The following is a 25484-nucleotide window of genomic DNA, read 5'->3' on the forward strand; positions in this document are numbered from 1 at the left end:
GTCTATGCTGGCTGGGTCATTGCTGAGTCAGTCGAAAGGGAGGTCGACCCAGTAGCTGTTTCATTACTCAAGGAGAGTTCACATGGCACTGCACCGCATCAAACGTAACAAGGATACCGATCCAGTCTTTGGCTCTTCGGCCCTGGCCCACGCTGCCGCGATCAAGCTCTTCCCGGAGTCCGAGCAGGCGGCGCGGGAGGTTTACCAGCTGGTCCATGACGAGTTGTATCTGGACGGCAACGCCCGCCAGAACCTCGCCACCTTCTGCCAGACCTGGGAGGAAGACGAAGTCCACAAGCTGATGGACCTGTCCATCGACAAGAACATGATCGACAAGGATGAGTATCCGCAGTCGGCCGAGCTGGAGAACCGATGCATCCACATGCTGGCCGACCTGTGGCATTCGCCTGCTGCGGCCAGCACCCTGGGCACCTCGACCGTCGGTTCCAGCGAGGCCTGCATGCTCAGTGGCCTGGCTGCGCTGTGGCGCTGGCGTGCAGTACGCAAAGCCGCCGGCAAGCCGACTTCAACCCCAAATATGGTGTGCGGCCCGGTGCAGGTCTGCTGGCATAAATTCGCCCGTTATTGGGACATTGAGATCCGTGAAGTGCCGATGTCGGAAGGTCATTGGTTTATGACTCCCGAAGACATGCTTGAGCGGGTCGATGACAATACCATCGTGGTGGTGCCGACCTTCGGTCAGACCTTTACCGGTCTGTATGAAACGGTACTGCCGCTGTCCGATGCTCTGGATGATCTGGAAAAACGCACCGGCCTGAGCGTTGATATTCACGTTGACGGTGCCAGTGGCGCGATGCTGGCGCCGTTCTGTGCCCCTGATATTTTGTGGGACTTCCGTGTAGCGCGGGTCAAGTCCATCAGCACCTCCGGCCACAAGTTCGGGCTGGCCCCGCTGGGCGCGGGTTGGGTCGTTTGGCGCGATGCGAAGGAATTACCGGAAGGCCTGATTTTTCACGTCAACTACCTGGGTGGCGACATGCCCACTTTCGCCCTGAACTTCTCCCGGCCGGCCGGGCAGATTATTGCCCAGTACTACAACTTCTTGCGCCTGGGGCGTGAGGGTTATGAGCGTATTCATTCGGCGTGTTACGAGACAGCGCAATTTCTGGCCCGGGAGCTGGTCAAGGTCGGTCCGTTCGAGATGCTCTACAACGGTGATCCGCAGTTGGGAATTCCGGCCCTGACCTGGCGTTTGAAGCCCGGTGCAAAAACCAATTACTCACTCTATGACCTGGCAGATCGCCTGCGCATACGCGGTTGGTTGGTGCCAGCCTATAGCTTGCCTGCCAACGTAGAAAACGTCGTGGTGCAGCGAATTTTGGTGAAGCAGGGGATGTCGATCGACATGGCCAAATTACTGTTGGCCGACTTTACGCGTGATATTCAGTTCTTCGATGAGCATCAGCCCCACGGCTTTAAAGGCCGTGAGGCTGAAGCAGGTAATCACGCCGGGCGCTAAACCCTGGCCACTGTAGGAGCGAGCTGTTCGAAAATGCTCTAGAGCAAGCTCGCTCCTGCAGGATTTGTGGAGGTCAGTGCAGTTTCAGGCGTGGCTCGGTACCGCGTCCGATCCTGCTGCCGAGCATCAGCATCAAGGTGCGGAACGTCCCGTACAGCGCCATTTGGTGCATGCGGTACAGCGAGATGTAAAACATCCGGGCCAGCCAGCCTTCCAGCATCACGGTTCCCATCAGGCTGCCCATCAAGTTACCCACAGCCGAAAAGCTCGACAGTGAAATGAGCGAGCCGTAATCGCGGTAGTGGTAATCAGACAGCTGTGAGTTGCCTTCAATCCGCAGTTTTAACGACTTGGCCAGCAGCGAAGCTTGTTGATGAGCCGCTTGGGCACGTGGCGGAACCATCTTGTCGGTACCGGATTGCGGGCAGGCAGCGCAATCGCCAAAGGCGAAAATGTTGTCATCGCGGCTGGTTTGTAGCGTGGGGCGAACCACCAGCTGGTTGATGCGGTTGGTTTCAAGCCCGGCAATCTCATGCAGAAAGCCTGGAGCGCGAATACCTGCGGCCCAAACCTTCAGGCTTGCAGGAATCACCTGACCATCCTTGGTAATCAAGCTGTCAGCAGTCACTTCGCTCACCGCTGAGTTGGTCAGAACGGTAACCCCGAGCTTCTCCAGGGTTTTATGCACAGGTCCGCCAATGCGTTCCGGCAATGCGGGTAAAACCCGTGGTCCGGCTTCGATCAGGGTGATGTGCATGTTTTCGGGCTTGATGCGGTCCAGGCCGTAAGCCGCCAATTCGTGTGCAGCGTTATGCAGTTCGGCGGCCAGCTCAACCCCGGTCGCACCTGCGCCGACGATGGCCACGCTGATCTGCTCGACCACGTCGGTTTGTCCGGCATGTGCACGCAGATAGTGGTTAAGCAATTGCTGATGAAAGCGCTCGGCTTGCTTGCGGGTGTCCAGAAACAGGCAATGCTCAGCCGCGCCCTTGGTCCCGAAATCGTTGGTGGTGCTGCCCACTGCAATCACCAGCGTGTCGTAGCCCAGCTCTCGTGCAGGTACCAGTTCCTGGCCATCTTCATCGAGGGTTGCCGACAATGAGATCTTTTTCCCTTCACGATCCAGCCCGCTCATGCGGCCCAGCTGAAACTCGAAGTGGTTCCATTTGGCCTGGGCGACGTAATTGAGTTCGTCTTCCGAAGAGTTCAGCGATCCGGCCGCGACCTCATGCAGCAGCGGTTTCCAGATATGGGTCAGGTTGGCATCGACCAGCATCACGCTGGCTTTACCGCGTTTGCCCAGAGTTTTGCCCAGGCGGGTCGCCAACTCCAGACCGCCGGCGCCGCCGCCGACGATAACAATACGATGGGTCATAGGTATCACTCACAAGGCTTAAAAAATTCTGTAGTTCAGTGACCCGGGCGAGCGCAAGGCAGCTCAAAGCACCAGATAACTCAGGAGGCGGCTCAAAAGGCCCATGCCAATCACCACGATCACCACCACCCCAAGGAGCAGCAAGGGCCGGAAAGGCCGGCGCTCAACCTGGTTTTGTGGCAGCAGCAGATACTCTTCGACATGCTTTTGATCATCCGGGTTCAGGCGGCTGGACATATTTGTGGCCTCGTCAGATAGACGTTGCGGGAGGTGTAAAAGCTACAGCGGTGAATCAACCGGGATTAAAAGGAGCATAGCCGCTGGGCAGCAATGGCTCGACCCGCAGTTCGTCGTCTAGACGAATGATCCCGCTTTCGATTACCCGGGCGGTGATCCCGCCGTGGCCACGCACTGCCTGAAAAGTGCCAGGGCCCAGACGTTGTTCCAGCCGGGCACAGGGCTGGCACCAGCCGGTGGTCTCGAAAATGGCCTGGCCAATCCTGAAGCGCCGGCCTTTGAGGCTGAACAGATTGATCCCGCTGACCATCAGGTTGCGCCGCAGATCCCGGGCCAGTACCGGTTGGTCTTGCGGGCGCCCCATCAACGAGTTGATAACGGCCAGATGTTCCCACTGAATCAGCGTCACTTGCCGGGCATTGCGGGGCCCGGGGCGTGCATGATCGCCAGTCAGCCCGGCTTCGCGGCGGGCTTCCACGGCGTCGAGTTCCAGCATGTCTGCGCGGGACTCGGGGCGTACGCCGATCCAGCGCACGTGGCCGGTTTGCGGTACGTCGGCAAGCAGTTCCTGCAGCGGGCTCACAGGCTGATCCCGACATCGAAAATAATGCTGCGGCCCAGGTTATTGCGCAAAAAGTCCGGCGCATCCGGCTGTGCAAACAACACCCGGGCAAAGGTCGGGCCGACCAGTGACAGTGAGCGCCAACCCATGCGCAAGTATTCGGTAGGGGGCGGGAAGTGGCTGTTAAGGTCCAGTACTTCGCGCTTGAGGCTGGAAAAGGCAATGATGTCCAGTTGGCCTAAATCGATATCGCGCTCGCGGTAGTTGGTCGCTTTTTTGTGCAGGGTAGGGCCCAGGCGCTGCAGCAGTTTGCTCGCCGGGATTCGCTTGGGGCGTGCTTCACGGCGTACCAGCTGGCTCAGCGAATAGGCGCTGCGGCGGCGCTGCAGCTCTTCGCGCCACTCATCATTCAAGCGGCGACCTTCATCGAGTACGAAGAACACTTCAAAGCGCGCCTCACCAAACAATACGTCCGGAGGCTCCTGGCTGGCCTGGGTGAAATCCTCGGTGTGGTAAGGGATATTCAAGCCCTGGAGCAGGCGCTGGCATACCCAACGCTCACGCTCCCACTTGCGGGCATTGGATAAAAAGGCATTGGCTTGTTCGGCCTGGATGGTGAGCAGGCGCAGATAGTCAGAGTCGTCCATGGACGCAGCTTAGCCTTGAAACAGGTGTTACCGAAAGCCTGCGGTGTAGACTGAGGCGCATCACAATCACTGGCATCAGACATGGAGGGTTGGGCGGTGTGCTTTAACAAGGTCGGGACACAGACATGATCAGCGCCGCAGTGTTATCCACAGCAACGTTGTTGATCGGCTGGTTACTGTATGTACCTGTTGTGATGTGGGCGATCTGGCGTGCGCCCTGGGTGGAGCTGTTTGCCGACTCGCGACGCCAGCACCTGCTATTCGGCACGGTGTTCGCGCTGTTCTTGCTGTGGCTGGTGCGGCGTGATTTCGATACGGGGGTGTCGTATCACTTTATTGGGCTGACGGTCGTCACGTTATTGCTCGATTGGCCGCTGGCAATGGTCGGTGCGCTGATGGCGCAAGTGGGGCTGGTACTTTTGGGGCGTCAGGATCTGGCCGCGATGGGCGTCAATGGCATGCTGTTGATTGTGTTGCCCGTGGCAGTGACCGAGGGTTGCGCGCATCTGGTCGAGCGCGCACAGCCGCGCAATCCATTCGTGTATATCTTTTGCTCGGGCTTCTTCGCTGCTGCGCTGGTGGCGTTGCTGTGTGTGCTGGCGGTGCTAGGCGTGTTGTGGCTGGACGGGTTATTCGTCATGCCGCAGTGGCTTGAAGACTTTGTCGGCTACCTGTGGCTAATCATTTTCCCCGAAGCGTTCATCAACGGGATGCTGGTCACCGCGTTGGTCGTGTTCTGCCCCGAATGGCTTGAAACCTTCAACCGCACCCGGTATCTGGCAGCTCCCTGGAAGGATGAAGAGCCCAAGTAACGGTTTACCGCTTGCAGGAGCTGGCAAGCCAGCTCCTGCAGAGGTGGGGGGAATGGTTTTAATGCAGGCGGTCTGGCAAGTCCTCGGAAAACAGGTCGTCCTCGGCATCAGGGCTCACCGGGATTTTGTGTTCTTCGCTGGCCCAGGCGCCCAAGTCGATCAGTTTGCAGCGGTCCGAGCAAAAAGGGCGGAACGCGTTGGTGGTTTTCCATTCCACGGCGGTGCCACAGGTCGGGCAGTCTACGGTCATAGGTTTGGTCATGGTTGGCCTCCACGCAAAGTTAAATAAAAGTGATGCAGGCGCTCGACTTCAGTCTTGAGTGCCTTCAGGTCGCGGTCGTTGACCAGCACGTCATCAGCGTGACTGAGGCGCTCCTCGCGGCTGGCTTGGGCCTTGAGAATCGCCTGCACCTGCTGCTCGCTGGTGTTGTCGCGCAATAACGTGCGCTCAATCTGCAAGGCCTGCGGGGCATCGATCACCAGCACGCGCTGGGTCGTGGCGTACTGGCCGGACTCGATCAGCAGCGGCGAAACCAGAATGGCATAAGGCGATTGCGCCTGCGCCAGGTTGTGCGCGATTTCTTCACGAATCAATGGGTGCAACAGGGCTTCCAGCCAGCGCCGAAGTTCAGGATCACTGAAGATCAGGCTGCGCAACGCGCTGCGATTGAGCTGTCCATCGGCCTGCAGCACCGCATCGCCAAAGTGCTCTGCGATTTTGGCCAGCGCCGGGCGTCCGGGCTCTACCACCCAGCGCGCGGCATGGTCGGCGTCCACTACATGTATGCCCAGCGCGGCGAAGTGCTCGGCAGCGGCACTTTTACCACTGCCAATGCCGCCGGTCAGGCCGAGAATCCAGGGTTTGGAAGATGAGGTATTCATTTCAAACCGAAAGCTACCAATAGAAGGCGGTTATTTGACCACCCCAGAGCAATCCGATCCAGCCGCCAATTGCCAGATAGGGTGCAAAGGGAATTGCAGTACAGGGTTTGGCACGGCGCACAGCCAGCAGGATCAGGCCGACGATCGCCCCCATCAGTGACGAGAGCACAATGGTCAGGGGGAGAACGGCAATCCCGCCCCAGGCCCCGAACATGGCCAATAACTTGAAGTCGCCGTAGCCCATGCCGTCCTTGCCAGTGAGCAGTTTGAAGATCCAGAAGATTGACCACAGGCTGGCATAACCCAGCGCCGCGCCCCATACCGCTTGTGACAGACCGGTAAACGTATCGAAACTATTGAGCAGCAGTCCCGTCCAGAGCAGGGGTAGCACCAGCACATCGGGCACGATCAGATGTTCAGCATCGATCAGGCAAATAGCCAGCAGCCCCCATGTCAGTAGGAGCATCCAGCCTGCCTGGAGGGTAAAACCGAAATGCCAGGCCACAAACCCCGACAATAATCCGCAGGCCAGTTCGGTCAAAGGGTAGCGCGGGCTGATGAGGGTACGGCACTGCGAGCACCTGCCGCGCAACAACAGGTAGCTGAGCAGCGGAATCTTTTCCCATAGGCGTAAGGGGTGCTGGCATTTCGGGCAATGGGAGCGGGGCAGCATCAAGTTATACACAGGCATTTTTTCGGCTGGCGGCAACTCCAGCAATTCCCTGGCCTGTGCTCGCCAGTCTTGCTCGAGCATTTTGGGCAAGCGCCATACCAGGACATTGATAAAGCTGCCCGTCAACAAGCCGAGGATCAGGGCGCAGACGATAAAAGCGTCTGGATGGCGGTTAAAAAACTCAATCATGCTCAAATCACTTGGCCCAATTTGAAAATCGGTAAATACATGGCAATTACCAGCCCGCCCACCATGACACCGAGTACCACCATGATTGCGGGCTCCATCAATGCTGTCAGGTTATCGACCAGAGTGTCGACTTCGTTCTCATAATAGGTGGCTACGTGGTTGAGCATCTCGTCCAATGTGCCGGATTCTTCTCCAATTGCTGTCATCTGAATCGCCATACCCGGAAACACCCCGACAGCGCCCATGGCGACATGGATCTGACTGCCTGTGGCGACCTGCTGCCTGAGTTGCAGCACCGCTTGCTCGAACAGGTCATTGCCCGTGGCCCCGGCGACAGCATTCAGCGCTTCAAGCAATGGGACTCCGGCAGCAACGGTGGTGGACAGGGTGCGGGCAAAACGGGCAGTGGCCGAAAAATGCAGCAGGTGGCCCAGCACCGGTAGTTTTAATAACCACCGATCAAGTCGCTGGCGCAGTGCCGGGGAGTGTTTGTAGCGATAGCGCAACCCCGCAATCCCCAGGCATCCACCGCCAAGCAGCCACAGACCGAACTGTTGCAGCGCCTGCGAGACGGCGATCACCCATAAAGTGAACACCGGCAGTTGGGCGTCAAATGAATCGAATACGTTCTGGAATTGCGGCACCACTTCAATCAACAAAATCCCGCAAACCGCTAATGCCACCACCAGCACGGTGATGGGGTAGGTCATGGCCTTTTTGATTTTCTTTTTCAGGGTTTCGGTTTTTTCCTTGTAAGTCGCGACCCTGTCGAGCAACACCTCCAGGGCTCCAGCCTGTTCGCCTGCTTCTATGAGATTGCAAAACAGCGCATCGAAATGTGCCGGGTTTTTTCGCAGCGCACTGGCCAGGCTGATACCTGCATTGATGTCCTGTTGCAGCGCCCTCACCAATTTGCGCATGGCGAGATGTTCGAAGCCGTTGGCAATGACTTCCAGTGCTTGCAGCAGCGGGATGCCGGCTCTGGTCAGCGTGGCCAGCTGGCGGGTGAAAAGGGTGATTTGCAGGGCTTTGATTGCTGCGCCAGTGCAGGGCGCGCGGTCTGAATGTCGGCGGATTTTACTAACGGTAATACCTTGTCGACGTAGCTGAACCCGGATCATGGCCATGTTGCCTGCGGTGGTTTCACCACTGAGTCGAGTCCCGTGACGATCAGTGCCGTGCCATCGATAAACACTGGTTTTAAGCGCCCGTACCGGCATTTTTGTTCGCCCCTGAATGGTTGTTTGCCAAGCCTCAAAGACTAGATGCCCCGCGTCCGGGACAGCCACTGGAGCGTGTCCAAAGGTGTCTGCCATGCAGTTGTGGAGCAACGGCCCGCTAACCTTGATAGCCTGTGCGCACTTTTTGGGCGGCTCAGTACTGCATTGGCGTTTGGCCACTGGGCCACGTCCCACTTTTGGAGACTTCACGTGAAACAACAAAAAGGCTTCACCCTGATCGAGTTGATGATTGTGGTTGCGATCATTGGTCTGATCGCTTCGTTTGCATTGCCGGCTTACAACGAGCACACCATGAAGGCGCGTTTTGCCGAGGTGAACTCCATCAGCAACACTTACAAAACGGCCGTCGCCCTGTGTTACAGCGAAAGCAATGATTTGACTGTCTGCGATGCGGGCAGCCACGGCATTCCGGCCCCGGCAGCGGCCACTGACAACCTGGCAGCGGGCATGACCGTGGTAGATGGCGTAATTACCATGACCGGCACCCAGGCCGCGGGTGGCTGGACCAGCGTGATGACCCCCGCATTGAGCGCCAGCACGCTGGTGTGGACTCAAACCGGCACATGCCTTGAGAGCGGCGCGTGTAAATAGTCGCGGTTCTGCAGGGGCGAGCCAGCCTGGCTCCTGCAGGGTGATGCCTGGCCAGAGCCTCAGCGACACCTTCGCATGCCAAAAACGCTCTGATCGGCGGCCAACATTGAGGTCCGAAAATGGCGAAAACCAGCCAGGACCCAGTGCTATTGTTCGATCCATGAACACACCAACAAGCCTTCTTGAACCCAGTACCGCCGTCTGCGAAATCGCGCGATTAAGCCGCGATGCGCGTTTTGACGGGGTGTTTTTCACTGCCGTGCTCAGCACCCGGATCTACTGCCGCCCCGTCTGCCCGGCGCGCCCGCCAAAACCCGAAAACGTGGTGTATTACCCCAGCGCAGCCGCCGCTCAGGCACAGGGCTTCAGGCCATGTTTACGCTGTCGGCCAGAACTGGCACCGGGCAATCAACTATGGCAGCAGGGCGAGCATTTGGTGTCCCGAGGCTTGAAATTGATTAACGAAGGTTACCTGGCCGATCACTCACTGGAGATGCTTGCCGAACGCCTGGACATCGGTGCCCGGCAATTGCGTCGACTGTTCGTCAAGCACCTGGGCGCACCGCCGATGGCGGTACATGCCACCCAGCGTCTGCTGTTCGCCAAGCAACTGCTGAGCGAGACCAGTCTTTCGATTACCGACGTGGCGATGGCTTCGGGTTTCGGCAGTTTGCGGCGCTTTAATGCGGCGTTTGCCGAAGCCAATCACGCTCAACCCCGAGACTTCAGGCGCAGCCCTAAAGCCCGGGCAGACAAGGCATTGGTGCTGCGTCTGGGGTATCGCCCGCCCTATGATTTCAGCGCGTTGCTGGGCTTTCTGCAGACCCGCGCCTTGCCAGGCATCGAACAGGTCCAAGCCCACAGTTATCAACGGGTGTTTGCTACCGGCGATGCACCGGGCTGGCTGCGGGTAAGTGCCTGGCCAGGTGAGCAGCACGCGCTGCAGCTGGAGCTGCTGAATGTGCCGCCGAGCCAGATGCTGGGTGTGGTCACGCGGATCCGGCGGATGTTTGATCTGGATGCCGATCCTCTTGCGATCGCTCACACCTTAAATGCCAGCCCGCTGCTGGCGCCGCTTGTCGAACGCTACCCGGGCCTGCGTTTACCCGGCGGCTGGGATGGATTTGAAGTGGCAGTGCGGGCGGTGTTGGGCCAGCAGGTCAGCGTGGCGGCTGCACGGACCCTGGCCAGCCGCATCGTGCACCGTTATGGCATAGCGATTGAGAGCCCGGCAGGCGTGGGGCTTGATTGTTTATTTCCCGGGCCCGAGCAATTGGCAGAGGCCGATCTGGGGCAGATGGGCATAACCCAGGCACGGATAGATACCATCAAGGGCATCGCCCGGGCCCTGATCGAAGGACGTGTGGATTTCGCCGTGGAGCAACCGCTGCAAACCTTTATCCAGCGTTGGGTACAACTGCCGGGGATAGGCGAGTGGACCGCACATTACATCGCCATGCGGGTGCTCAAACACCCCGATGCCTTCCCGGCGGCAGACTTGATATTGCGCCGCGAAGCCAACCCCCGCGATGCGCCGTTGAGTACCCGCGCGCTGCAGGCCCTGGCTGAAAGCTGGCGTCCATGGCGGGCTTATTCAGTCATGTATTTATGGCGTGCAGCCACCGATTCGGCTGCCGCCCGCAAGGAGTCGACATGATGCAGATTTACTACGATCAAATGCCATCACCCATTGGCCCGCTGTTTCTGGTTGCAGATGACGAAGGGTTGCGCGAAGTGCGTTTTGAGCTGGATCGTCGGCCCCATGCGCCGCTGGAAGGCTGGGTGCATTCAGCGCAAAAGCTGGCGCAAGTGCGGCGTCAGCTTGAGGAGTACTTTTCGGGAACACGCCTGGTTTTCGATCTGTCGCTCAAGCCACTGGGCACAGAGTTTCAACAGTCGGTATGGGGGGCGCTGACAACCATTCCCTATGCGGCCACCACCAGTTACGGGCAGATCTCGCAACAAATTGACCGGCCCAAGGCCTCGCGGGCGGTGGGCGCGGCGAATGGTCGTAACCCAATCCCGATCATCATCCCGTGTCATCGCGTGATTGGCAGCAATGGCACGCTGACCGGTTTTGCCGGCGGGCTGGCGGCCAAGCAATGGCTGCTGGAGCATGAGGTGAAGTGTCAGGGGTTTGTGTTGTCTTGACTCCAGCCCTGTGGGAGCGAGCTTGCTCGCGATTCAGACAACGTGCAGTTCTGGTCTGACTGCGCTGATGCCATCGCGAGCAAGCTCGCTCCTACAGGTTTGTACGATTTCTACAGGCTCAAGCGCATCGACAGATCCAGCGCTTTGACATCCTTGGTCATGGCGCCGATCGAGATGTAGTCCACGCCGGTTTCGGCGATCGGGCGCAAGGTGGCCTCGTTGATGCCGCCGCTGGCTTCCAGCCTGGCCTTGCCTGCGTTCAGGCGCACCGCTTCACGCATGTCATCCATGCTCAGTTCGTCGAGCATGATGATGTCGGCGCCGGCCGCCAGCGCTTCCTTGAGTTCGGACAGGCTCTCAACTTCGATTTCCACCGGCTTTCCAGGGGCAATCTTGTGCGCAGCACTGATCGCCTGGGCAATACCGCCGCAGGCTGCAATATGGTTTTCTTTGATCAGGAACGCGTCGTACAGGCCAATGCGGTGGTTGTGGCAACCGCCGCAGGTCACCGCGTATTTTTGCGCCAGACGCAGCCCCGGAAGGGTTTTGCGGGTGTCCAGCAACTTGACCTGAGTGTCGGCTACTTGATCGGCCAGTGACTGCGCGTGGGTGGCTACGCCGGATAGCAGTTGCAGGAAATTCAGCGCACTGCGTTCACCGCTGAGCAACGAGCGGGCAGGGCCTTCGAGATGAAACAGCACTTGATCGGGGCTAACGCGATCGCCATCAGCCACTTGCCAGTGCACTGCAACACGCGGATCAAGCTGGCGAAACACAGTGTCGACCCAGGCCGTACCACTGATGACAGCAGCCTGACGGGTAATGATTGTTGCTTTGGCCAGACGTTCGGCCGGGATCAGCTGTGCAGTGATGTCGCCGCTGCCAATGTCTTCGGCTAACGCACGGCGTACGTTGGCTTCGATTTCGGCGGTGAGGTCGGCCAGGCGTAAATTCGGCATAACGAGCTCCACAAACAAAGTGCGCCGATTATAGAGGCATGCCGCGGGGGAACCCAAGGTGTGCACTGCGTCCCGGGTCTTTGCCTGCAATTGTGCGTCTTTTAGCACTTTGGCGATTAATTCGGCGGCCTGGCGGCGTAAATGCAGAGTCTGCTGGCACAAGCGACATCTTTTACAAGATAATCCGCCTTCTATTTGGCGTCATGACTTTGACGTCCATCACTGGAGGCCAGGATGCAAAATGACGGGAAAGCGGGGGGCGTACACAGACCCTCAGCCGAGCTCGCGATTCACTCGCCTCTCGCCCGCCTGCCTGTGATCCTGCTGCAGGTGCATGACAAGGCCGCGCAGCAGCTCAAATCCCAGTTGCAAGTGCTGTTCGACAACGCTGACGCGACCCTGTTCGACATGGCCGACAAGGCCCGCAGCGACGCAGAGCAAAGCCTGTTCTTTGAAGCCATGCGCGATGTGCGCCTGAAGCGCAAAAACATCGAGCGCGGTTTTCTTGAGCGGTTGCTGTACGCGTTTATCAGGTTGACCCAAGCCGATGTCAGTGACTCCACGCTGCTCATGGCAACGCCCGCGCAGGGCGTGTTTTCGTTGTTGGGCAACGACCTTGAACGCGCCCAGTCAATCAATGCCATGGTGGCCCAGGTATTGATCCGCGATCAGCTGGCTCTGTGTCACCTCAGTGCTCGCCTCACTACTTTGAGCCGGGTAGCGCTCAATGAGCAGAACAACCCTCTTGGGCCAGCGATGCTGTGCGAATATTTTTTGCAGGCCGAGCGTGATCAGGGCATGGAGATCAAGGTCAAGCTGATCATGCTGCAACTGTTTGAAAAGTATCTGCTCAGTCATACCGAACAACTGTATGCCGATGCCAACCAGTTGCTGATCGCCACCGGGGTGCTGCCCGAGCTGTCATCCGCAACTTCCTGCTGCTCCCCAAAACAGACGGACGATACCCGGGAACTGCCGGCGCAAAGTGAGTACGCGAGCAACCTGGTGGGGCTGTTATTTGAATACATTGGCGGCGATCGCAACCTGTCGACGCCGTTAAAAAAGCTCATCGGGCAGTTACAGCAACCGATGCTCAAGATTGCGCAGCTGGATCAGAACTTTTTCAGCTGTGATAGCCACCCGGCGCGCCGCTTGCTCAATGTCATCGCAACTGCCGCCATCGGTTGGGATTCCAGTGTCGATTGCGCCAGTGATCCGCTGCACCTGCAGATCAGTCACGTAGTTCAGCAGCTGGCCGGTTACTCGGGCCACCACCCCGGTCTGCTTGAGTCCTTGCTGCACGATTTTTTGACGTTCACCCAGGCCGAACAAGAGCAAGTTGAGTTGCTTGAACAACACATCCGCAAAGACGAGCGGGCGCTTAGCCGCCAGATGCAGGCAATCCGGCCATGGCTGGCGCCGTCACTGCCTCTGGCGGTGTTCGACGAGCAGGACCATTTGGGCCTGCTGCTGGTCAGCCAGTTGCGTATCGGCACCTGGATCGATCAGCAAGATGGCTTGCACCTGCGCTGCAAGCTGATCGTGATAGTGGAGCCTGAGGGCAGGTATGTTTTTGCCAATCGAAGCGGCATAAGAACCCTGGAAATAAGCCGTGCCGATTTAATTCGCCAGCTGCGCTGCGGCACGATTTTGCTGCTCGATGACAGCCTGTTGTTCGACCGGGCGCTGGCTTCGGTCATTGATAGCCTGGGTTAATCCGGCGCGCAGCAGAGCGTCGCACTACAGATTGCTCCACACAGGTTTGCGCATCGCGGCATACTGGGCCTTTCGTTTTGGTCGTTGAAGGAGCCTGTATGCAGCTGGACCCCGCGAGCGGTTGGTGCCAAGGCGTGTCTCACTGTCCGTCACCCAACTTCAATGCGCGCCCTCATGGCGAAATCTCCTTGCTGGTTATCCACAACATCAGCTTGCCGCCGGGGCAGTTCGCAACCGGCAAGGTTCAGGAGTTTTTCCAAAATCGCCTGGACGTCACTGAACATCCCTACTTTGAAGGCATCATCGAACTACGGGTAAGTGCGCACTTTCTGATTGAACGTGACGGCAAAATCACTCAGTTTGTGTCCTGTCTTGATCGTGCATGGCATGCAGGTGTCTCGAGCTTCGAGGGACGTGAGGCCTGCAATGATTTTTCGTTGGGGATTGAGCTTGAAGGCACCGATGACCTCCCGTTCAGTGATGCGCAATATCAGGCGCTGATCGGGTTAACCCGGCAATTGCAGGCGGCTTTCCCTGCCATAACCCTGCAGCGCATATGTGGTCACAGTGACGTGGCTCCCGGGCGCAAGACTGACCCGGGCCCGGCTTTTGACTGGACGCGTTTTCGCGGCGCGTTGCAGCACACAGGAGAGATGCAATGAGTTTTGTGGTGTTACTGCTGGCGATCCTGGTCGAGAAACTCTCGGGCTTGCGTCAGCGTCTTCAGAGAGATAGCGGCTGGTTGCGCGAACTGCACAAGCTGGAGTCCGGCCCGACGCTTGGTCACAAGCCGTGGTGGGTCCTGGCGATCCTGATTCTGTTCCCGGTAGCCGTACTGGGGCTGTTGCTGTGGGTACTGCAACCTGTGGCTTATGGTTTGCTGGCACTGCCGGTGCACCTGCTGGTGGTGATTTACAGCCTGGGGCGAGGGGACTTGCTGGCCGGGCTCGGACCCTTTCGTGATGCCTGGCGCCGTGGCGATTTACAGGCCTGCGCCCATGTTGCCGAGCGCGACCTAGGCGAAACGGCCGACAGTGGCGAGCAACTGCTCGAAAAGGTGCAGAGTCATTTGTTGTGGCAAGCGTATCAAAGCTTCTTCGCCGTGATTTTCTGGTACTTCCTGCTGGGGCCGGTGGCGGCCTTGAGCTACCGCTTGCTGGCGCTGGCTGCCGAGCATGGCAGGAACCCGGAACTGGTCGAGCGGGCACAGCAACTGCGTCACGCATTTGACTGGTTGCCGGTTCGGTTGCTGGGGGCGAGCTTTGCACTGGTGGGCAACTTTGCCGCTGTCACCCGGGTAATGCTGCATGAGCTGCTGAGCTGGGACATCAGCGCCCAACAGTTGATCAATAAGGCCGGTTGTGCCGCCGCCGAAATTCCTGCTCCCCAGGCCGGGCCCGAAGGCGTCGCCAGCCTCGACACCCTGTGGGCGTTGCTGCTACGGGCTGCCGTGCTGTGGTATGCAGGTTTTGCGGTATGGACGTTGTTGCTCTGATACCCGCTCAACATTCTGCAGGAGCGGGCAAACTCGCTCCTACAGAGGCAGTGCCCAGCCAAACACCTCACAGGCATTGGCCGTAGAAGCCTCGGCCAGCTGCTCCGGGCGCAGGTTCATCACGTCGGCCAGTGCCCGGCAAATATCCGGCAAATGCTCAGGGCTGTTGCGCTGGTTGGGGTACATGGCAGGGGCCATGTCGGGCGAGTCGGTTTCCAGCACGATTGAGTCCAGCGTCAGGTCGGCAATCACTTTGCGCAGGCGCAATGCCTGTGGCCATGTCGCCGCGCCGCCCAGACCCAGCTTGAACCCCAGCTTGATGTATTCACGGGCTTCTTCGCGACTACCCGCAAACGCATGAATGATTCCGCCGCGTTGCAGCCGAAAACGCTTGAGGGTGGCAATCACCTGCGCATGGCTGCGTCGAACATGGAGCAGGGCGGGCAGCTGAAAGTCGGACGCCAGTTTCAACTGCGCTTCAAACAGCTGTTGTTGAGCGTCACGGTCGAGTTCGGGGAGGAAGAAGTCGAGGCCGATTTCGCCCACCGCGCATAGCTGGGGGTGCCCCGCAAGGCGGTTCAACCATTCCCCCAGTTCACTCACGTGTTCAGGTCGATGCTGGTCGACGTACACCGGATGCAAACCAAAGGCTGCATATAGCTGGCTGTCGGTTTGCACCAGATCCCACAATCGCTGCCAATTACTCTGATAGACCCCAAGCACCACCATCCGCTCAACCCCCATTGCTCGGCTGCGTGCCAGTAACTGCACGCGGTCGGCATCAAAGTCCGGGAAGTCGAGGTGGGTATGGCTGTCAATCAACTGCATGCTCAGGCCTGATGAATGCGCTGTTTAAACACGCGGGCAATGGCATGAATGCCGGGTTCATACAGCTGCTGTTCAATGGCCGCCACGGCCAGGTCCAGGGCTTTTTCAGCAATCAGTTTATGTTGCTGACCCATTGCATTGACCGGCAATGGCAGGAAGTCCAGCAGTTGAGTGTCGCCAAAAGTGGCCAGGCGCAGCGGCGGACGCTGGGTCGGGTGCTCCAGCAATGCATCGAACATCCCTTGCAGCAGAACGTAGGAGGTGGTGATCAGCGCCTCGGGAAAGTGCCCCTGACGGGCCAGCAGGTCATCGATGATCCCGCGGCCGCATTCGCGGCTGAAGGCGGCGCCGTGCTCAATCAGGATTTCGCCGTCGAAATCCTCAAGGGCCTGCTTGAAACCGGCTGCCCGGGCCTGGCTGATACTCAGCTCGGGGCGTGCGCCGATCAAGGCAATCTGCCGCGGTATGGGCTGCAACAAGCTGCGGGTCAATTGCAGACTGGCTTCGCAGTCATCGCTGATGACCGAGCAAAACCGCGAGGGCTCCAGGGTCCGGTCAATCGCAATGATCGGAATCCCCAGGTCTTGCAACTTGCGATAACTGTCATCGGCGGCGGGCAAGCAACTGGCGACAAACAGGGCGTCGCAACGGCGCGCACGAAACAGCTTGAGCAACTGGCGCTCACTGTCCGGGGCATCGTCCGAGCTGGCAATCAGCAATTGATAGCCGCGGGCACGCGCCCCTTGTTCGAGTTGCTTGGCCAGGCGCGCATAACTCGGGTTTTCGAGGTCCGGAAGGATAAAGCCCAGGGTGCGCGTGTGACGGCTACGCAACCCGGCGGCTTGCGGGTTGGGAGTAAAGCCATGCTCCTCGACTACCGCGCGGACGCGCTCGACCGTGCTGCTGCTGATGCGCTGCTGTTCGGCCTTACCATTGATGACGTAGCTGGCGGTGGTCACGGAAACACCTGCCAGATGAGCGATATCACTGAGCTTCACGCCGAAAATTCCTTATTTTTTGTAGTACATGTCGACATTTTGGCCAATCCTAACCGATAAAGGCAGTCGATCTTCGTCTGCCTTGTTTGCAGCTGGTTTATTTGCAATATCGCCCTCCGTGCATTGATCAATGCGACAGGTTGGGGCTTCAAGCGCGAGCGATTATGCAGTAACGTGCCGGGCATTCTTGATTAAACGTTTCAGCAAGCGTTTTTAATGGACCTCTACCCCTGAGTGCAATGTGCTTGCCATACATTGACTCACGCCTCACGGGGGGGAGCGATCTACGCTGACTTAATTCAAAACAATACCTGGTGCCATAGAGCGCCGGAAAAGGAGAACGCATGCTCGAGCTCACCATAGAGCAGATTTCCATGGGCCAAACGGCTGTGGACAAGTCTGCAGCGCTGCAACTGCTCGCCGATAAGCTGGTCGCTGACGGTTTGGTCGCCGAAGGTTATCTGAAGGGCTTGCAGGCGCGTGAGGCTCAGGGCTCGACCTTCTTGGGTCAGGGTATTGCTATCCCCCACGGCACACCTGAAACCCGCGACCTGGTGCATGCCACGGGCGTGCGTTTGTTGCAGTTCCCGGAGGGAGTCGACTGGGGCGATGGTCAAATCGTGTACCTGGCGATTGGCATTGCGGCCAAGTCCGACGAGCATTTGCGCTTGCTGCAATTGCTGACCCGGGCACTGGGCGAAACCGATCTGGGCCAGGCATTGCGCCGGGCCAGCTCCGCCGAAGCCTTGCTCAAGCTGCTCCAGGGGGCGCCACAAGAACTGGCACTGGATGCCCAAATGATCAGCCTCGGCGTGTCCGCTGATGACTTCGAAGAACTGGTATGGCGTGGTGCACGTCTGTTGCGTCAGGCCGATTGCGTGAGCAATGGCTTTGCTGCGGTGCTGCAACAAGTGGATGCATTGCCGCTGGGCGATGGCCTGTGGTGGTTGCACAGCGAGCAGACCGTCAAGCGTCCGGGCCTGGCGTTCGTTACCCCGGACAAACCGATGCGCTATCTGGGCCAGCCCCTCAGCGGGCTGTTCTGCCTGGCCAGCCTGGGGGAGGCCCATCAGGCATTGCTTGAGCGTTTGTGCGCGCTGCTGATTGAAGGTCGTGGCCATGAACTGGGGCGTGCTACCAGCAGTCGTGCAGTACTGGAAGCCCTGGGTGGCGAGTTGCCTGCCGACTGGCCGAGTGCCCGCATCACCCTGGCCAACGCCCACGGTTTGCATGCGCGCCCGGCCAAAATACTGGCGCAATTGGCGAAAAGCTTTGATGGCGAAATTCGCGTACGAATTGTTGATGGCGAGGAGTCGGCGGTTTCGGCCAAGAGCCTGAGTAAATTGCTCAGCCTGGGTGCACGTCGTGGCCAGGTACTGGAATTTGTCGCCGAACCGGGCATTGCCGGCGATGCATTGCCGGCCATATTGGCGGCCATTGAAGAAGGCTTGGGCGAAGAGGTCGAGCCGTTGCCGATCCTGGCCGAGTCAGCGCCAGTGGTGGCCGAAATCGCCACGCTGATCACCGCACCCGCTGACGGTAGCGTGATCCAGGCTATCGCCGCTGCGCCCGGGATCGCCATCGGCCCGGCGCACATTCAAGTGCTGCAAATCCTCGACTACCCACTGCGTGGCGAATCGGCGGCGATTGAACGAGAACGTCTGCAAAAAGCCCTGGGCGAAGTGCGCCAGGATATCGAAGGCCTGATTCAGCGCAGCCAGTCCAAGGCGATTCGGGAAATTTTCATCACCCATCAGGAAATGCTCGACGACCCGGAACTGACCGACGAAGTCGATACCCGGCTCAAGCAGGGCGAAAGCGCCGAAGCGGCCTGGATGGCGGTGATCGAGGCGGCGGCACGTCAGCAAGAGTCATTGCAGGATGCATTGCTGGCCGAGCGCGCGGCGGATCTGCGTGACATTGGCCGCCGTGTACTGGCGCAGTTGTGTGGCGTGGAAACGCCGGCCGAGCCGGATCAACCCTACGTGCTGGTAATGGACGAAGTGGGCCCGTCTGATGTGGCGCGCCTTGACCCGGCGCGGGTCGCAGGCATTTTGACTGCCCGCGGCGGAGCCACCGCACACAGCGCGATTGTGGCCCGTGCCTTGGGGATTCCGGCCTTGGTCGGGGCTGGCGAAGCGGTGTTGCTGCTGGCGCCCGGCACTCAACTATTGATTGATGGCCAGCGGGGTCGCCTGCATGTTGCGCCGGATGCCGACGCCTTGCAGCGCGCTACGTCTGAGCGTGACAACCGTGAACAGCGCCTGGAGGCTGCTTCCAAGCAACGTCACGAACTGGCCGTTACTCTGGACGGGCATGCGGTCGAAGTGTTTGCCAACATCGGCGAAAGCAAAGGTGTTGCCAGTGCGGTCGAGCAGGGCGCCGAGGGCATTGGCCTGCTGCGCACCGAGCTGATTTTCATGGCGCACACCCAGGCGCCGGACGAAGCAACCCAGGAAGCCGAATACCGGCGGGTCCTCGATGGCCTGGACGGACGCCCTTTGGTGGTCCGTACCCTGGACGTTGGCGGCGACAAACCGCTGCCGTACTGGCCGATCGAGAAAGAAGAAAACCCGTTTCTCGGTGTGCGGGGCATTCGTCTCACGTTGCAACGTCCGCAAATCATGGAAAGCCAGTTGCGCGCCTTGTTGCGCTCCGCCGACAACCGCCCGCTGCGCATCATGTTTCCGATGGTTGGCAGCGTGGCCGAATGGCGCGCAGCCCGCGACATGACCGAACGTCTGCGCCTGGAAATCCCGGTGGCGGACTTGCAACTGGGGATCATGATTGAGGTGCCGTCGGCCGCGTTGCTGGCCCCGGTACTGGCCAAAGAAGTGGACTTTTTCAGCGTCGGCACCAACGACCTGACCCAGTACACCCTGGCCATCGACCGTGGCCACCCGACCCTGTCGGCACAGGCTGACGGCCTGCACCCGGCAGTGCTGCAACTGATCGACATCACCGTGCGTGCCGCCCATGCCCATGGCAAATGGGTCGGTGTGTGCGGCGAGCTGGCGGCCGATCCGCTGGCGGTACCGGTCCTGGTCGGTCTGGGTGTGGATGAGTTGAGCGTGTCTGCGCGCAGTATTCCAGAGGTCAAGGCGCGGGTTCGCGAATTGAGCATGGAGCGCCTCAAGACCCTGGCCACTCAGGCCTTGAGTGTTGGCAGCCCGGACGAAGTTCGGGCCTTGGTGGAGGCGCTCTGATGGCCCGAATCCTGACCGTCACCCTTAACCCGGCCCTGGACTTGACCGTACGCCTGGCGCATCTGCACCCGGGCGAAGTCAATCGCAGTCAGGCTCTGCTGACCCATGCCGCGGGCAAGGGCGTGAACGTTGCCCAGGTACTGGCCGACCTGGGCCACACCGTCACCGTCAGCGGTTTTCTCGGTGAAGACAATCAATCGGCGTTCAACGCTTTGTTTGCCAGCCGTGGGTTTGCCGATGCATTTATCCGCGTACCCGGTGAAACCCGCAGCAACATCAAACTGGCCGAAGATGATGGCCGCGTGACCGACCTCAATGGGCCGGGGCCGCTGGTCAGTGAGCTGGCGCAGCAAGCTTTGCTCGACAAGCTCGATCAGATTGCCGTTGGCCATGACGCGGTGGTGGTCGCTGGCAGCTTGCCCCGGGGCATCAGTGCGCAGTGGTTATGTGAACTGGTGCGACGTTTGAAATCCCGTGGCCTGAAAGTAGTCCTGGACACCAGTGGCGAAGCTTTGAAGCAAGGCTTGAGCGCGGGCCCCTGGCTGATCAAACCCAATACCGAAGAGCTCAGCGCCGCGCTGGGGCACGACATCGCCAGCCTTGAGGCGCAGGTCGCTGCGGCCGAGCAACTGCAAGCCCAGGGCGTTGAGCATGTGGTGATTTCCCACGGCGCTGAAGGGGTGAACTGGTTCAACCCGGCATTTGCCCTCAAGGCGCTGCCGCCCAAGGTTCGTGTCGCCAGCACCGTGGGTGCCGGCGATTCACTGCTGGCGGGGATGCTGCACGGCCTGCTCAGCGGCCACTCCCCCGAACAGACTTTGCGCACTGCCACCGCCATTGGCGCGATGGCGGTCACTCAAATCGGTTTTGGCATCAGCGATGCGGTGCACCTGGCGACGCTTGAAAGCGGCGTCAGCGTTTGCCCCCTGACAAAAGAATAAGAGGACTGCACATGAAATTAGCCATTGTGACGGGCTGCCCCAACGGCATGGTTACCAGCGTACTGTGTGCCCGTTTACTGGATGCAGCGGCGCAACGTCAGGGCTGGAGCACCAGCGTTGAAGTGCATGACCCCAAACATCCGGAACGCCAGCTGTCGAAGGCAACCATCGACGAAGCGCAGTGGGTTCTGGTAGTCAGCAGTACACCGCTGGACATGCAACGATTTATCGGCAAACGCGTGTTCCAGAGCACTCCGGCCCAGGCCCTGCAGGATGTAGAGGCGATACTGCTGCGCGGTGCACAAGAAGCCGAGGTGTATGTCGCGGCGCCTGTCTCGATGGAGGCTCAGAGCCCGCAGCATGCACCGAAAATCGTTGCCATCACCGCGTGCCCGACCGGGGTGGCGCACACCTTTATGGCGGCCGAAGCCTTGCAGCAGGCGGCCAAGCGTTTGGGCTACGAGCTGCAGGTTGAAACCCAGGGTTCGGTGGGGGCGCGCAACCCGCTGAGCGCGCAGGCTATCAGCGAGGCCGACGTGGTATTGCTGGCGGCAGATATCGAAGTGCCGACCGAGCGTTTTGCCGGCAAGAAGATTTACCGCTGCGGCACCGGTATTGCCCTCAAGCAAGCCGAAGCCACACTGAACAAAGCCTTGAGCGAAGGCCGGGAAGAGACTGCAGCGGCGGGTGGTTCTGCCCCGGTCAAGCAAGAGAAAACCGGGGTCTACAAGCACTTGCTGACCGGCGTTTCGTTCATGCTGCCGATGGTGGTGGCGGGCGGTTTGCTGATTGCCCTGTCCTTTGTATTCGGTATTACGGCCTATAAAGAGCCCGGAACACTGGCGGCGGCACTGATGCAGATTGGTGGTGACGCAGCGTTCAAACTGATGGTGCCATTGCTTGCGGGCTACATCGCCTACTCGATTGCCGACCGTCCAGGCCTGGCACCGGGGATGATTGGCGGACTGCTGGCCAGCACCCTGGGTGCCGGGTTTATTGGCGGGATCATTGCCGGATTTATCGCCGGTTATTGCGCCAAGGCGATCAACCGCTATGCGCGACTGCCGCAGAGCCTTGAGGCCCTCAAGCCGATCCTGATCATTCCGTTGTTTGCCAGCCTGTTTACCGGGTTGGTAATGATCTATGTGGTTGGCAAACCTGTGGCCGGCATGCTCGAAGGCCTGACCCACTTCCTCGACAGCATGGGCACCACCAACGCCATTTTGCTGGGCGTATTGCTGGGCGCAATGATGTGCGTCGACCTGGGCGGCCCGATCAACAAGGCGGCCTACGCCTTTTCGGTGGGGCTGCTGGCCTCACAGAGTTATGCCCCGATGGCGGCAACAATGGCTGCGGGTATGGTGCCGCCTATCGGCCTTGGGATTGCGACCTTCATTGCCCGTCGCAAGTTTGCCCAGACCGAGCGCGAGGCGGGTAAAGCCGCGCTGGTGCTGGGACTGTGCTTTATCTCCGAAGGTGCGATTCCGTTCGCCGCCAAAGACCCGTTGCGGGTGATTCCGGCGAGCATTCTGGGCGGGGCCTTGACCGGTGCACTGTCGATGTACTTCGGCTGCAAGCTGATGGCGCCGCACGGTGGCTTGTTCGTGCTGCTGATCCCGAATGCGATCAATCACGCGCTGCTGTACTTGCTGGCGATTGTGGCCGGTAGCCTGGTCACGGCAGTGGTGTATGCAGTGATCAAACGACCGGAACCGGCTGAAATGGCGCTGGAGACAGCCAAGGCTTGAGGCCTTGAACACCTGTAGGAGCGAAGGTGCTCGCGAGCCCTTGAACATCTCGCGAGCCAGCTCGCTCCTACAGGGTGTCAGGCACCTGGTTCAATACACATCCCGCCGATAACGCCCTTGCTCGATCAATGCTTGCAGCGCTTGCTCGCCCAGCATGTCGATCAAGGCCTGGTCCACGCCCGCCGCCATCCCGTGCATGCTGCCGCAGATATAAATAGCGGCACCGTCTGCCAGCCATCGACGTACTTCGTCTGCGGATTCGCGCAAGCGGTCCTGCACATACACCTTGTGCGCCTGGTCCCGTGAAAACGCCAGATCCAGCCGCGCCAGATCACCACTGGCCAGCCAGCCCTGCAGTTCATCGCGACAGTAGAAGTCGTGGGCGGCATTGCGCTCACCAAACAACAACCAGTTACGCTGCTGGCCATTGGCAATGCGCGCCTTGAGCAAGCTGCGCAGCCCCGCCAGCCCCGTGCCATTGCCCAGCAAAATCAGCGGGCAAGGTTCGGCGGGCAGATGGAATCCACTGTTGCGGCGCACCCGCAGGCTGATGGCAGAACCCGGATTTGCATGTTCCGTCAGCCAGCCCGAACCCAGGCCCAGGCTGCCATCGGCATGGCGTTCCTGACGCACGATCAATTGCAGCAGGCCGTCTTCGGGGATCGAGGCAATGGAGTATTCACGCATCTGCAAAGGGATCAGGGCGTCGACCAAGGCCTGAGCATGCATGCCCACCAGATGCCCGCGACTGTCCGGTAGCTGGCGCCCGGCCAAAGCCTGGGCCAGGGACTCCTGCAGACCGTCAAGCTGAACCTGTGCCTCGGCGGACAACCCCAGACCTTGCAGAAAATGTTCAATCGCTGCAGGCGATTGCCTAGGCATGACTTCGACCAGATCACCTGCCTGCCATGAGTCGCTGGCACGGGGGGGCTTGAGTCCCAGCAGGTAAACCCCGGCGCCGCTGCTGCCCGGGTTGAGCAGTTGGCGTTGCTCAAGGGTCCAGTTGTTGTAACCCGGGGCCTGCCAGTTGGCGCTTGGCGCCCCTCCGGTCAGTTGGCCGAGCTGCTGCTGCCAGTGATGCAGCGCTTGCGGGTCGCCACTGTCGACCTGGACCGGGCTGAACAGCGATTGCGCGCCACGCTGGCTCAGCCATTGCTGTACCCGGGTCGCAAAGCCGCAGAAATGCGGGTATTGACTGTCTCCCAGCGCCAGCACCGAATAGTTGAGCTGGCTCAGCTTTAAAGGCTGGCCCAGAATTTTGCGTTCAAAGCCACGGGCGCTGTCGGGGGCTTCGCCATCACCAAAGGTGCTGACTACAAATAGTGCATTGCTGGCCTGCTGCAAGTCCTGTTCGCTGACAGTCGCCAACGGTTGCACCCGCACCGGTAAACCGGCGGCCTGTAATTGCCCGGCGGTCTGCCACGCCAACTGTTCGGCAAAACCGCTCTGGCTGGCAAAGCCGATCAGCCAGGACGACGCATCGCTGCCTGGCGCGGCAAACCCCTGACGGGCCTGTTTGATCTGACGTTTTTTACGGCGTCGGTCCAGGTACAGCAACCAGCCGGTAATGAAGAACAACGGCATGCAAAGGCTGGCGATGGTCACCAGAATGCGCCCCGGAATGCCCCAGTAACTGCCCACGTGGAGCGCGTAAATGCTGGTCAGCAATTGCGCTTTGTAGCTTTTGTCAGCGTAGCGCTCGTGTTTTTTGATCACGCCAGAGACCGGGTCGAGCACGATCTGGTTGAAAGCGCGCTCATGGGGTGAGTCGCTGCGCAGATAAAAAACCGTGGCCGGCTGCCCGGCCACCGGCGGCATCCGCACGTTGTACATACTCAGTTGTGGCCCGGCCGCCTGCTGGATAGTGGCCCAGATAGCATCGTAATCAGCAACCGGAGCCGGTCCTGCGGGGCCGGGCTGACCGCGACCGCCTTTGCGTTGTTGGCTGTTGGGTGAGTCCGAGAACAGTTTTTGCAGGCCTTTGTTGTACCACTCGTAGGACCACGACAAGCCGGTCAGGGCGGCCAGCAGGTAAAAAATCATGCACCAGGTGCCTGCTACGGAATGCAGGTCCCAGTTAAAGCTGCGGCCTTTTTTTGCCCAGTCCAGGGTCAGCCAGGTGCGCCAGTTCAGTGCCTGGCGCGGCCAGCGCAGGTACAAGCCCGAGAGGCAGAAAAATATCAGCATCAGGGTGCAGGCGCCTGTGATCTGGCGACCGGTTTGGCCGATGGCCAGGAAGCGGTGCAGTTGCAGCATCAGGTCGAAGAACCCCTGGCCACTGGCATCGCCTTTATAGGTGCCGGTGTAAGGGTCGACATAGCGCAGTTGGCCACGGCGTTCGCCCGCAGGCGGGGTGAAGAAGATCCGCGCGGCGTCGTCACTGCCCACTGCGACCCACAGCATCGACACCTGTTTGCCCTCGGTGGCCTCGACCCTGCGCACCAGCTCGGCCGGTGGCAGGGTGCCGCTGTCGAGTTTCTCGACCTTGAGCACCGAAGGGTTGAGCAAACTCAGCAGTTCGTCCTGAAACGATACCGTCGCACCGGTAAAGCCCATCAGGGCCAGGATCAATCCGGCGGTTATGCCGAAAAACCAGTGCAGCTGAAACAGTGTTTTTTTAAACACGACGACCGCCTTGCTCGCTCAATGGAATGCTTCACGGCGCAGTTTGCCGTGTTCGTCTATTTCGGGTTTTGGCCCGTGGTCCTGCGCACAAAAGCCCCGGCCATAAATGGACGGGGCTTTTAGCTCAT

General features: G+C 59.7%; 23 protein-coding genes. 11 read left to right on the forward strand and 12 right to left on the reverse strand.

The features are described from left to right. The first annotated feature begins 82 nt into the window (after positions 1–82). Positions 83–1480, forward strand: coding sequence for a glutamate decarboxylase (locus ACP7BO_RS01470; RefSeq protein ID WP_426208258.1), 1398 nt, complete (start codon positions 83–85; stop codon positions 1478–1480). Positions 1481–1553: 73 nt separating this feature from the next. Here ACP7BO_RS01470 and ACP7BO_RS01475 read toward each other — a convergent pair whose 3' ends face one another. From ACP7BO_RS01475 to ACP7BO_RS01490, 4 genes are all read right to left on the reverse strand, one after another. After that, on the reverse strand, positions 1554–2855 hold the full coding sequence (locus tag ACP7BO_RS01475) for an NAD(P)/FAD-dependent oxidoreductase (RefSeq protein WP_426208260.1): 1302 nt from the start codon (positions 2853–2855) through the stop codon (positions 1554–1556). A gap of 63 nt (positions 2856–2918) precedes the next feature. Beyond that, complete coding sequence (locus ACP7BO_RS01480; protein WP_060690681.1) at positions 2919–3092, reverse strand: DUF3094 family protein; 174 nt, start codon at positions 3090–3092, stop codon at positions 2919–2921. Positions 3093–3147: 55 nt separating this feature from the next. Beyond that, positions 3148–3675 carry an MOSC domain-containing protein gene (locus ACP7BO_RS01485; protein ID WP_426208262.1) on the reverse strand — a complete coding sequence of 176 codons (528 nt, stop codon included), beginning with the start codon at positions 3673–3675 and terminating at the stop codon, positions 3148–3150. After that, positions 3672–4301 carry a DUF1780 domain-containing protein gene (locus tag ACP7BO_RS01490; protein WP_060690683.1) on the reverse strand — a complete coding sequence of 210 codons (630 nt, stop codon included), beginning with the start codon at positions 4299–4301 and terminating at the stop codon, positions 3672–3674. The genes ACP7BO_RS01485 and ACP7BO_RS01490 overlap by 4 nt, the downstream gene beginning before the upstream one ends. 125 nt (positions 4302–4426) lie before the next feature. On the opposite strand from ACP7BO_RS01490, the gene ACP7BO_RS01495 reads away from it, so the two are divergent. Beyond that, positions 4427–5113: an energy-coupling factor ABC transporter permease gene (locus ACP7BO_RS01495; protein WP_073509466.1), complete on the forward strand. Its 687-nt coding sequence runs from the start codon at positions 4427–4429 to the stop codon at positions 5111–5113. Positions 5114–5171: 58 nt separating this feature from the next. Here ACP7BO_RS01495 and yacG read toward each other — a convergent pair whose 3' ends face one another. From yacG to ACP7BO_RS01515, 4 genes are read right to left on the reverse strand one after another with little or no spacing between them, the layout of a single operon-like run. Continuing rightward, a complete protein-coding gene (gene yacG / locus ACP7BO_RS01500) occupies positions 5172–5375 on the reverse strand; it encodes a DNA gyrase inhibitor YacG (protein ID WP_003443840.1) in 204 nt (67 codons plus the stop codon). Beyond that, entirely contained in the window at positions 5372–5995 is a 624-nt protein-coding gene (gene coaE / locus ACP7BO_RS01505; protein WP_397455741.1) for a dephospho-CoA kinase, read from the reverse strand. Before coaE ends, yacG begins: the two co-directional genes overlap by 4 nt. A gap of 13 nt (positions 5996–6008) precedes the next feature. Continuing rightward, positions 6009–6857: a prepilin peptidase gene (locus ACP7BO_RS01510; RefSeq protein ID WP_426208266.1), complete on the reverse strand. Its 849-nt coding sequence runs from the start codon at positions 6855–6857 to the stop codon at positions 6009–6011. A gap of 2 nt (positions 6858–6859) precedes the next feature. Next, positions 6860–8077: a type II secretion system F family protein gene (locus ACP7BO_RS01515; protein WP_426208268.1), complete on the reverse strand. Its 1218-nt coding sequence runs from the start codon at positions 8075–8077 to the stop codon at positions 6860–6862. Positions 8078–8287: 210 nt separating this feature from the next. Here ACP7BO_RS01515 and ACP7BO_RS01520 point away from each other — a divergent pair, with 210 nt between their 5' ends. From ACP7BO_RS01520 to ACP7BO_RS01530, 3 genes are all read left to right on the forward strand, one after another. After that, a complete protein-coding gene (locus tag ACP7BO_RS01520) occupies positions 8288–8689 on the forward strand; it encodes a pilin (protein WP_073509470.1) in 402 nt (133 codons plus the stop codon). 160 nt (positions 8690–8849) lie between these two features. Continuing rightward, complete coding sequence (locus tag ACP7BO_RS01525; protein WP_426208270.1) at positions 8850–10346, forward strand: AlkA N-terminal domain-containing protein; 1497 nt, start codon at positions 8850–8852, stop codon at positions 10344–10346. Then, the gene (locus tag ACP7BO_RS01530; protein WP_426208272.1) at positions 10343–10840 is read left to right on the forward strand and encodes a methylated-DNA--[protein]-cysteine S-methyltransferase; all 498 of its coding nucleotides are present in this window, start codon (positions 10343–10345) and stop codon (positions 10838–10840) included. The genes ACP7BO_RS01525 and ACP7BO_RS01530 overlap by 4 nt, the downstream gene beginning before the upstream one ends. A gap of 110 nt (positions 10841–10950) precedes the next feature. Here ACP7BO_RS01530 and nadC read toward each other — a convergent pair whose 3' ends face one another. Further along, on the reverse strand, positions 10951–11799 hold the full coding sequence (gene nadC, locus ACP7BO_RS01535; RefSeq protein WP_426208274.1) for a carboxylating nicotinate-nucleotide diphosphorylase: 849 nt from the start codon (positions 11797–11799) through the stop codon (positions 10951–10953). 234 nt (positions 11800–12033) lie between these two features. Between nadC and ACP7BO_RS01540 the strand changes: the two genes are divergently transcribed. The 3 genes from ACP7BO_RS01540 to ampE all read left to right on the forward strand — a co-directional run bounded on the left by ACP7BO_RS01540 (position 12034) and on the right by ampE (position 15010). Beyond that, entirely contained in the window at positions 12034–13515 is a 1482-nt protein-coding gene (locus tag ACP7BO_RS01540) for a DUF1631 family protein (RefSeq protein WP_426208276.1), read from the forward strand. A gap of 98 nt (positions 13516–13613) precedes the next feature. Continuing rightward, entirely contained in the window at positions 13614–14177 is a 564-nt protein-coding gene (ampD, locus tag ACP7BO_RS01545; RefSeq protein WP_397455748.1) for a 1,6-anhydro-N-acetylmuramyl-L-alanine amidase AmpD, read from the forward strand. Further along, on the forward strand, positions 14174–15010 hold the full coding sequence (gene ampE, locus ACP7BO_RS01550) for a regulatory signaling modulator protein AmpE (RefSeq protein WP_060690693.1): 837 nt from the start codon (positions 14174–14176) through the stop codon (positions 15008–15010). Before ampD ends, ampE begins: the two co-directional genes overlap by 4 nt. Before the next feature lie 39 nt (positions 15011–15049). On the opposite strand, the gene ACP7BO_RS01555 is transcribed toward ampE, so the two are convergent. Beyond that, positions 15050–15838 (reverse strand): TatD family hydrolase, encoded by a 789-nt coding sequence (locus ACP7BO_RS01555; RefSeq protein ID WP_397455749.1) that lies wholly within the window; start codon positions 15836–15838, stop codon positions 15050–15052. 2 nt (positions 15839–15840) lie between these two features. Further along, positions 15841–16836 carry a catabolite repressor/activator gene (gene cra, locus ACP7BO_RS01560; protein ID WP_397455750.1) on the reverse strand — a complete coding sequence of 332 codons (996 nt, stop codon included), beginning with the start codon at positions 16834–16836 and terminating at the stop codon, positions 15841–15843. Positions 16837–17180: 344 nt separating this feature from the next. Between cra and ptsP the strand changes: the two genes are divergently transcribed. The 3 genes from ptsP to ACP7BO_RS01575 are packed head-to-tail and all read left to right on the forward strand — an operon-like array spanning position 17181 to position 22731. Next, complete coding sequence (gene ptsP, locus ACP7BO_RS01565) at positions 17181–20042, forward strand: phosphoenolpyruvate--protein phosphotransferase (protein WP_426208280.1); 2862 nt, start codon at positions 17181–17183, stop codon at positions 20040–20042. Continuing rightward, complete coding sequence (gene pfkB, locus ACP7BO_RS01570; protein ID WP_426208282.1) at positions 20042–20983, forward strand: 1-phosphofructokinase; 942 nt, start codon at positions 20042–20044, stop codon at positions 20981–20983. Before ptsP ends, pfkB begins: the two co-directional genes overlap by 1 nt. Positions 20984–20994: 11 nt before the next feature. Beyond that, complete coding sequence (locus ACP7BO_RS01575) at positions 20995–22731, forward strand: PTS fructose-like transporter subunit IIB (RefSeq protein ID WP_397455752.1); 1737 nt, start codon at positions 20995–20997, stop codon at positions 22729–22731. Between the two features lie 90 nt (positions 22732–22821). On the opposite strand, the gene ACP7BO_RS01580 is transcribed toward ACP7BO_RS01575, so the two are convergent. After that, on the reverse strand, positions 22822–25356 hold the full coding sequence (locus tag ACP7BO_RS01580; protein ID WP_426208284.1) for a PepSY domain-containing protein: 2535 nt from the start codon (positions 25354–25356) through the stop codon (positions 22822–22824). Positions 25357–25484 lie beyond the last annotated feature (128 nt).

The sequence above is a fragment of the Pseudomonas sp. TWR2-1-1 genome, from assembly GCF_049897045.1.
GTDB lineage: Bacteria > Pseudomonadota > Gammaproteobacteria > Pseudomonadales > Pseudomonadaceae > Aquipseudomonas > Aquipseudomonas versuta.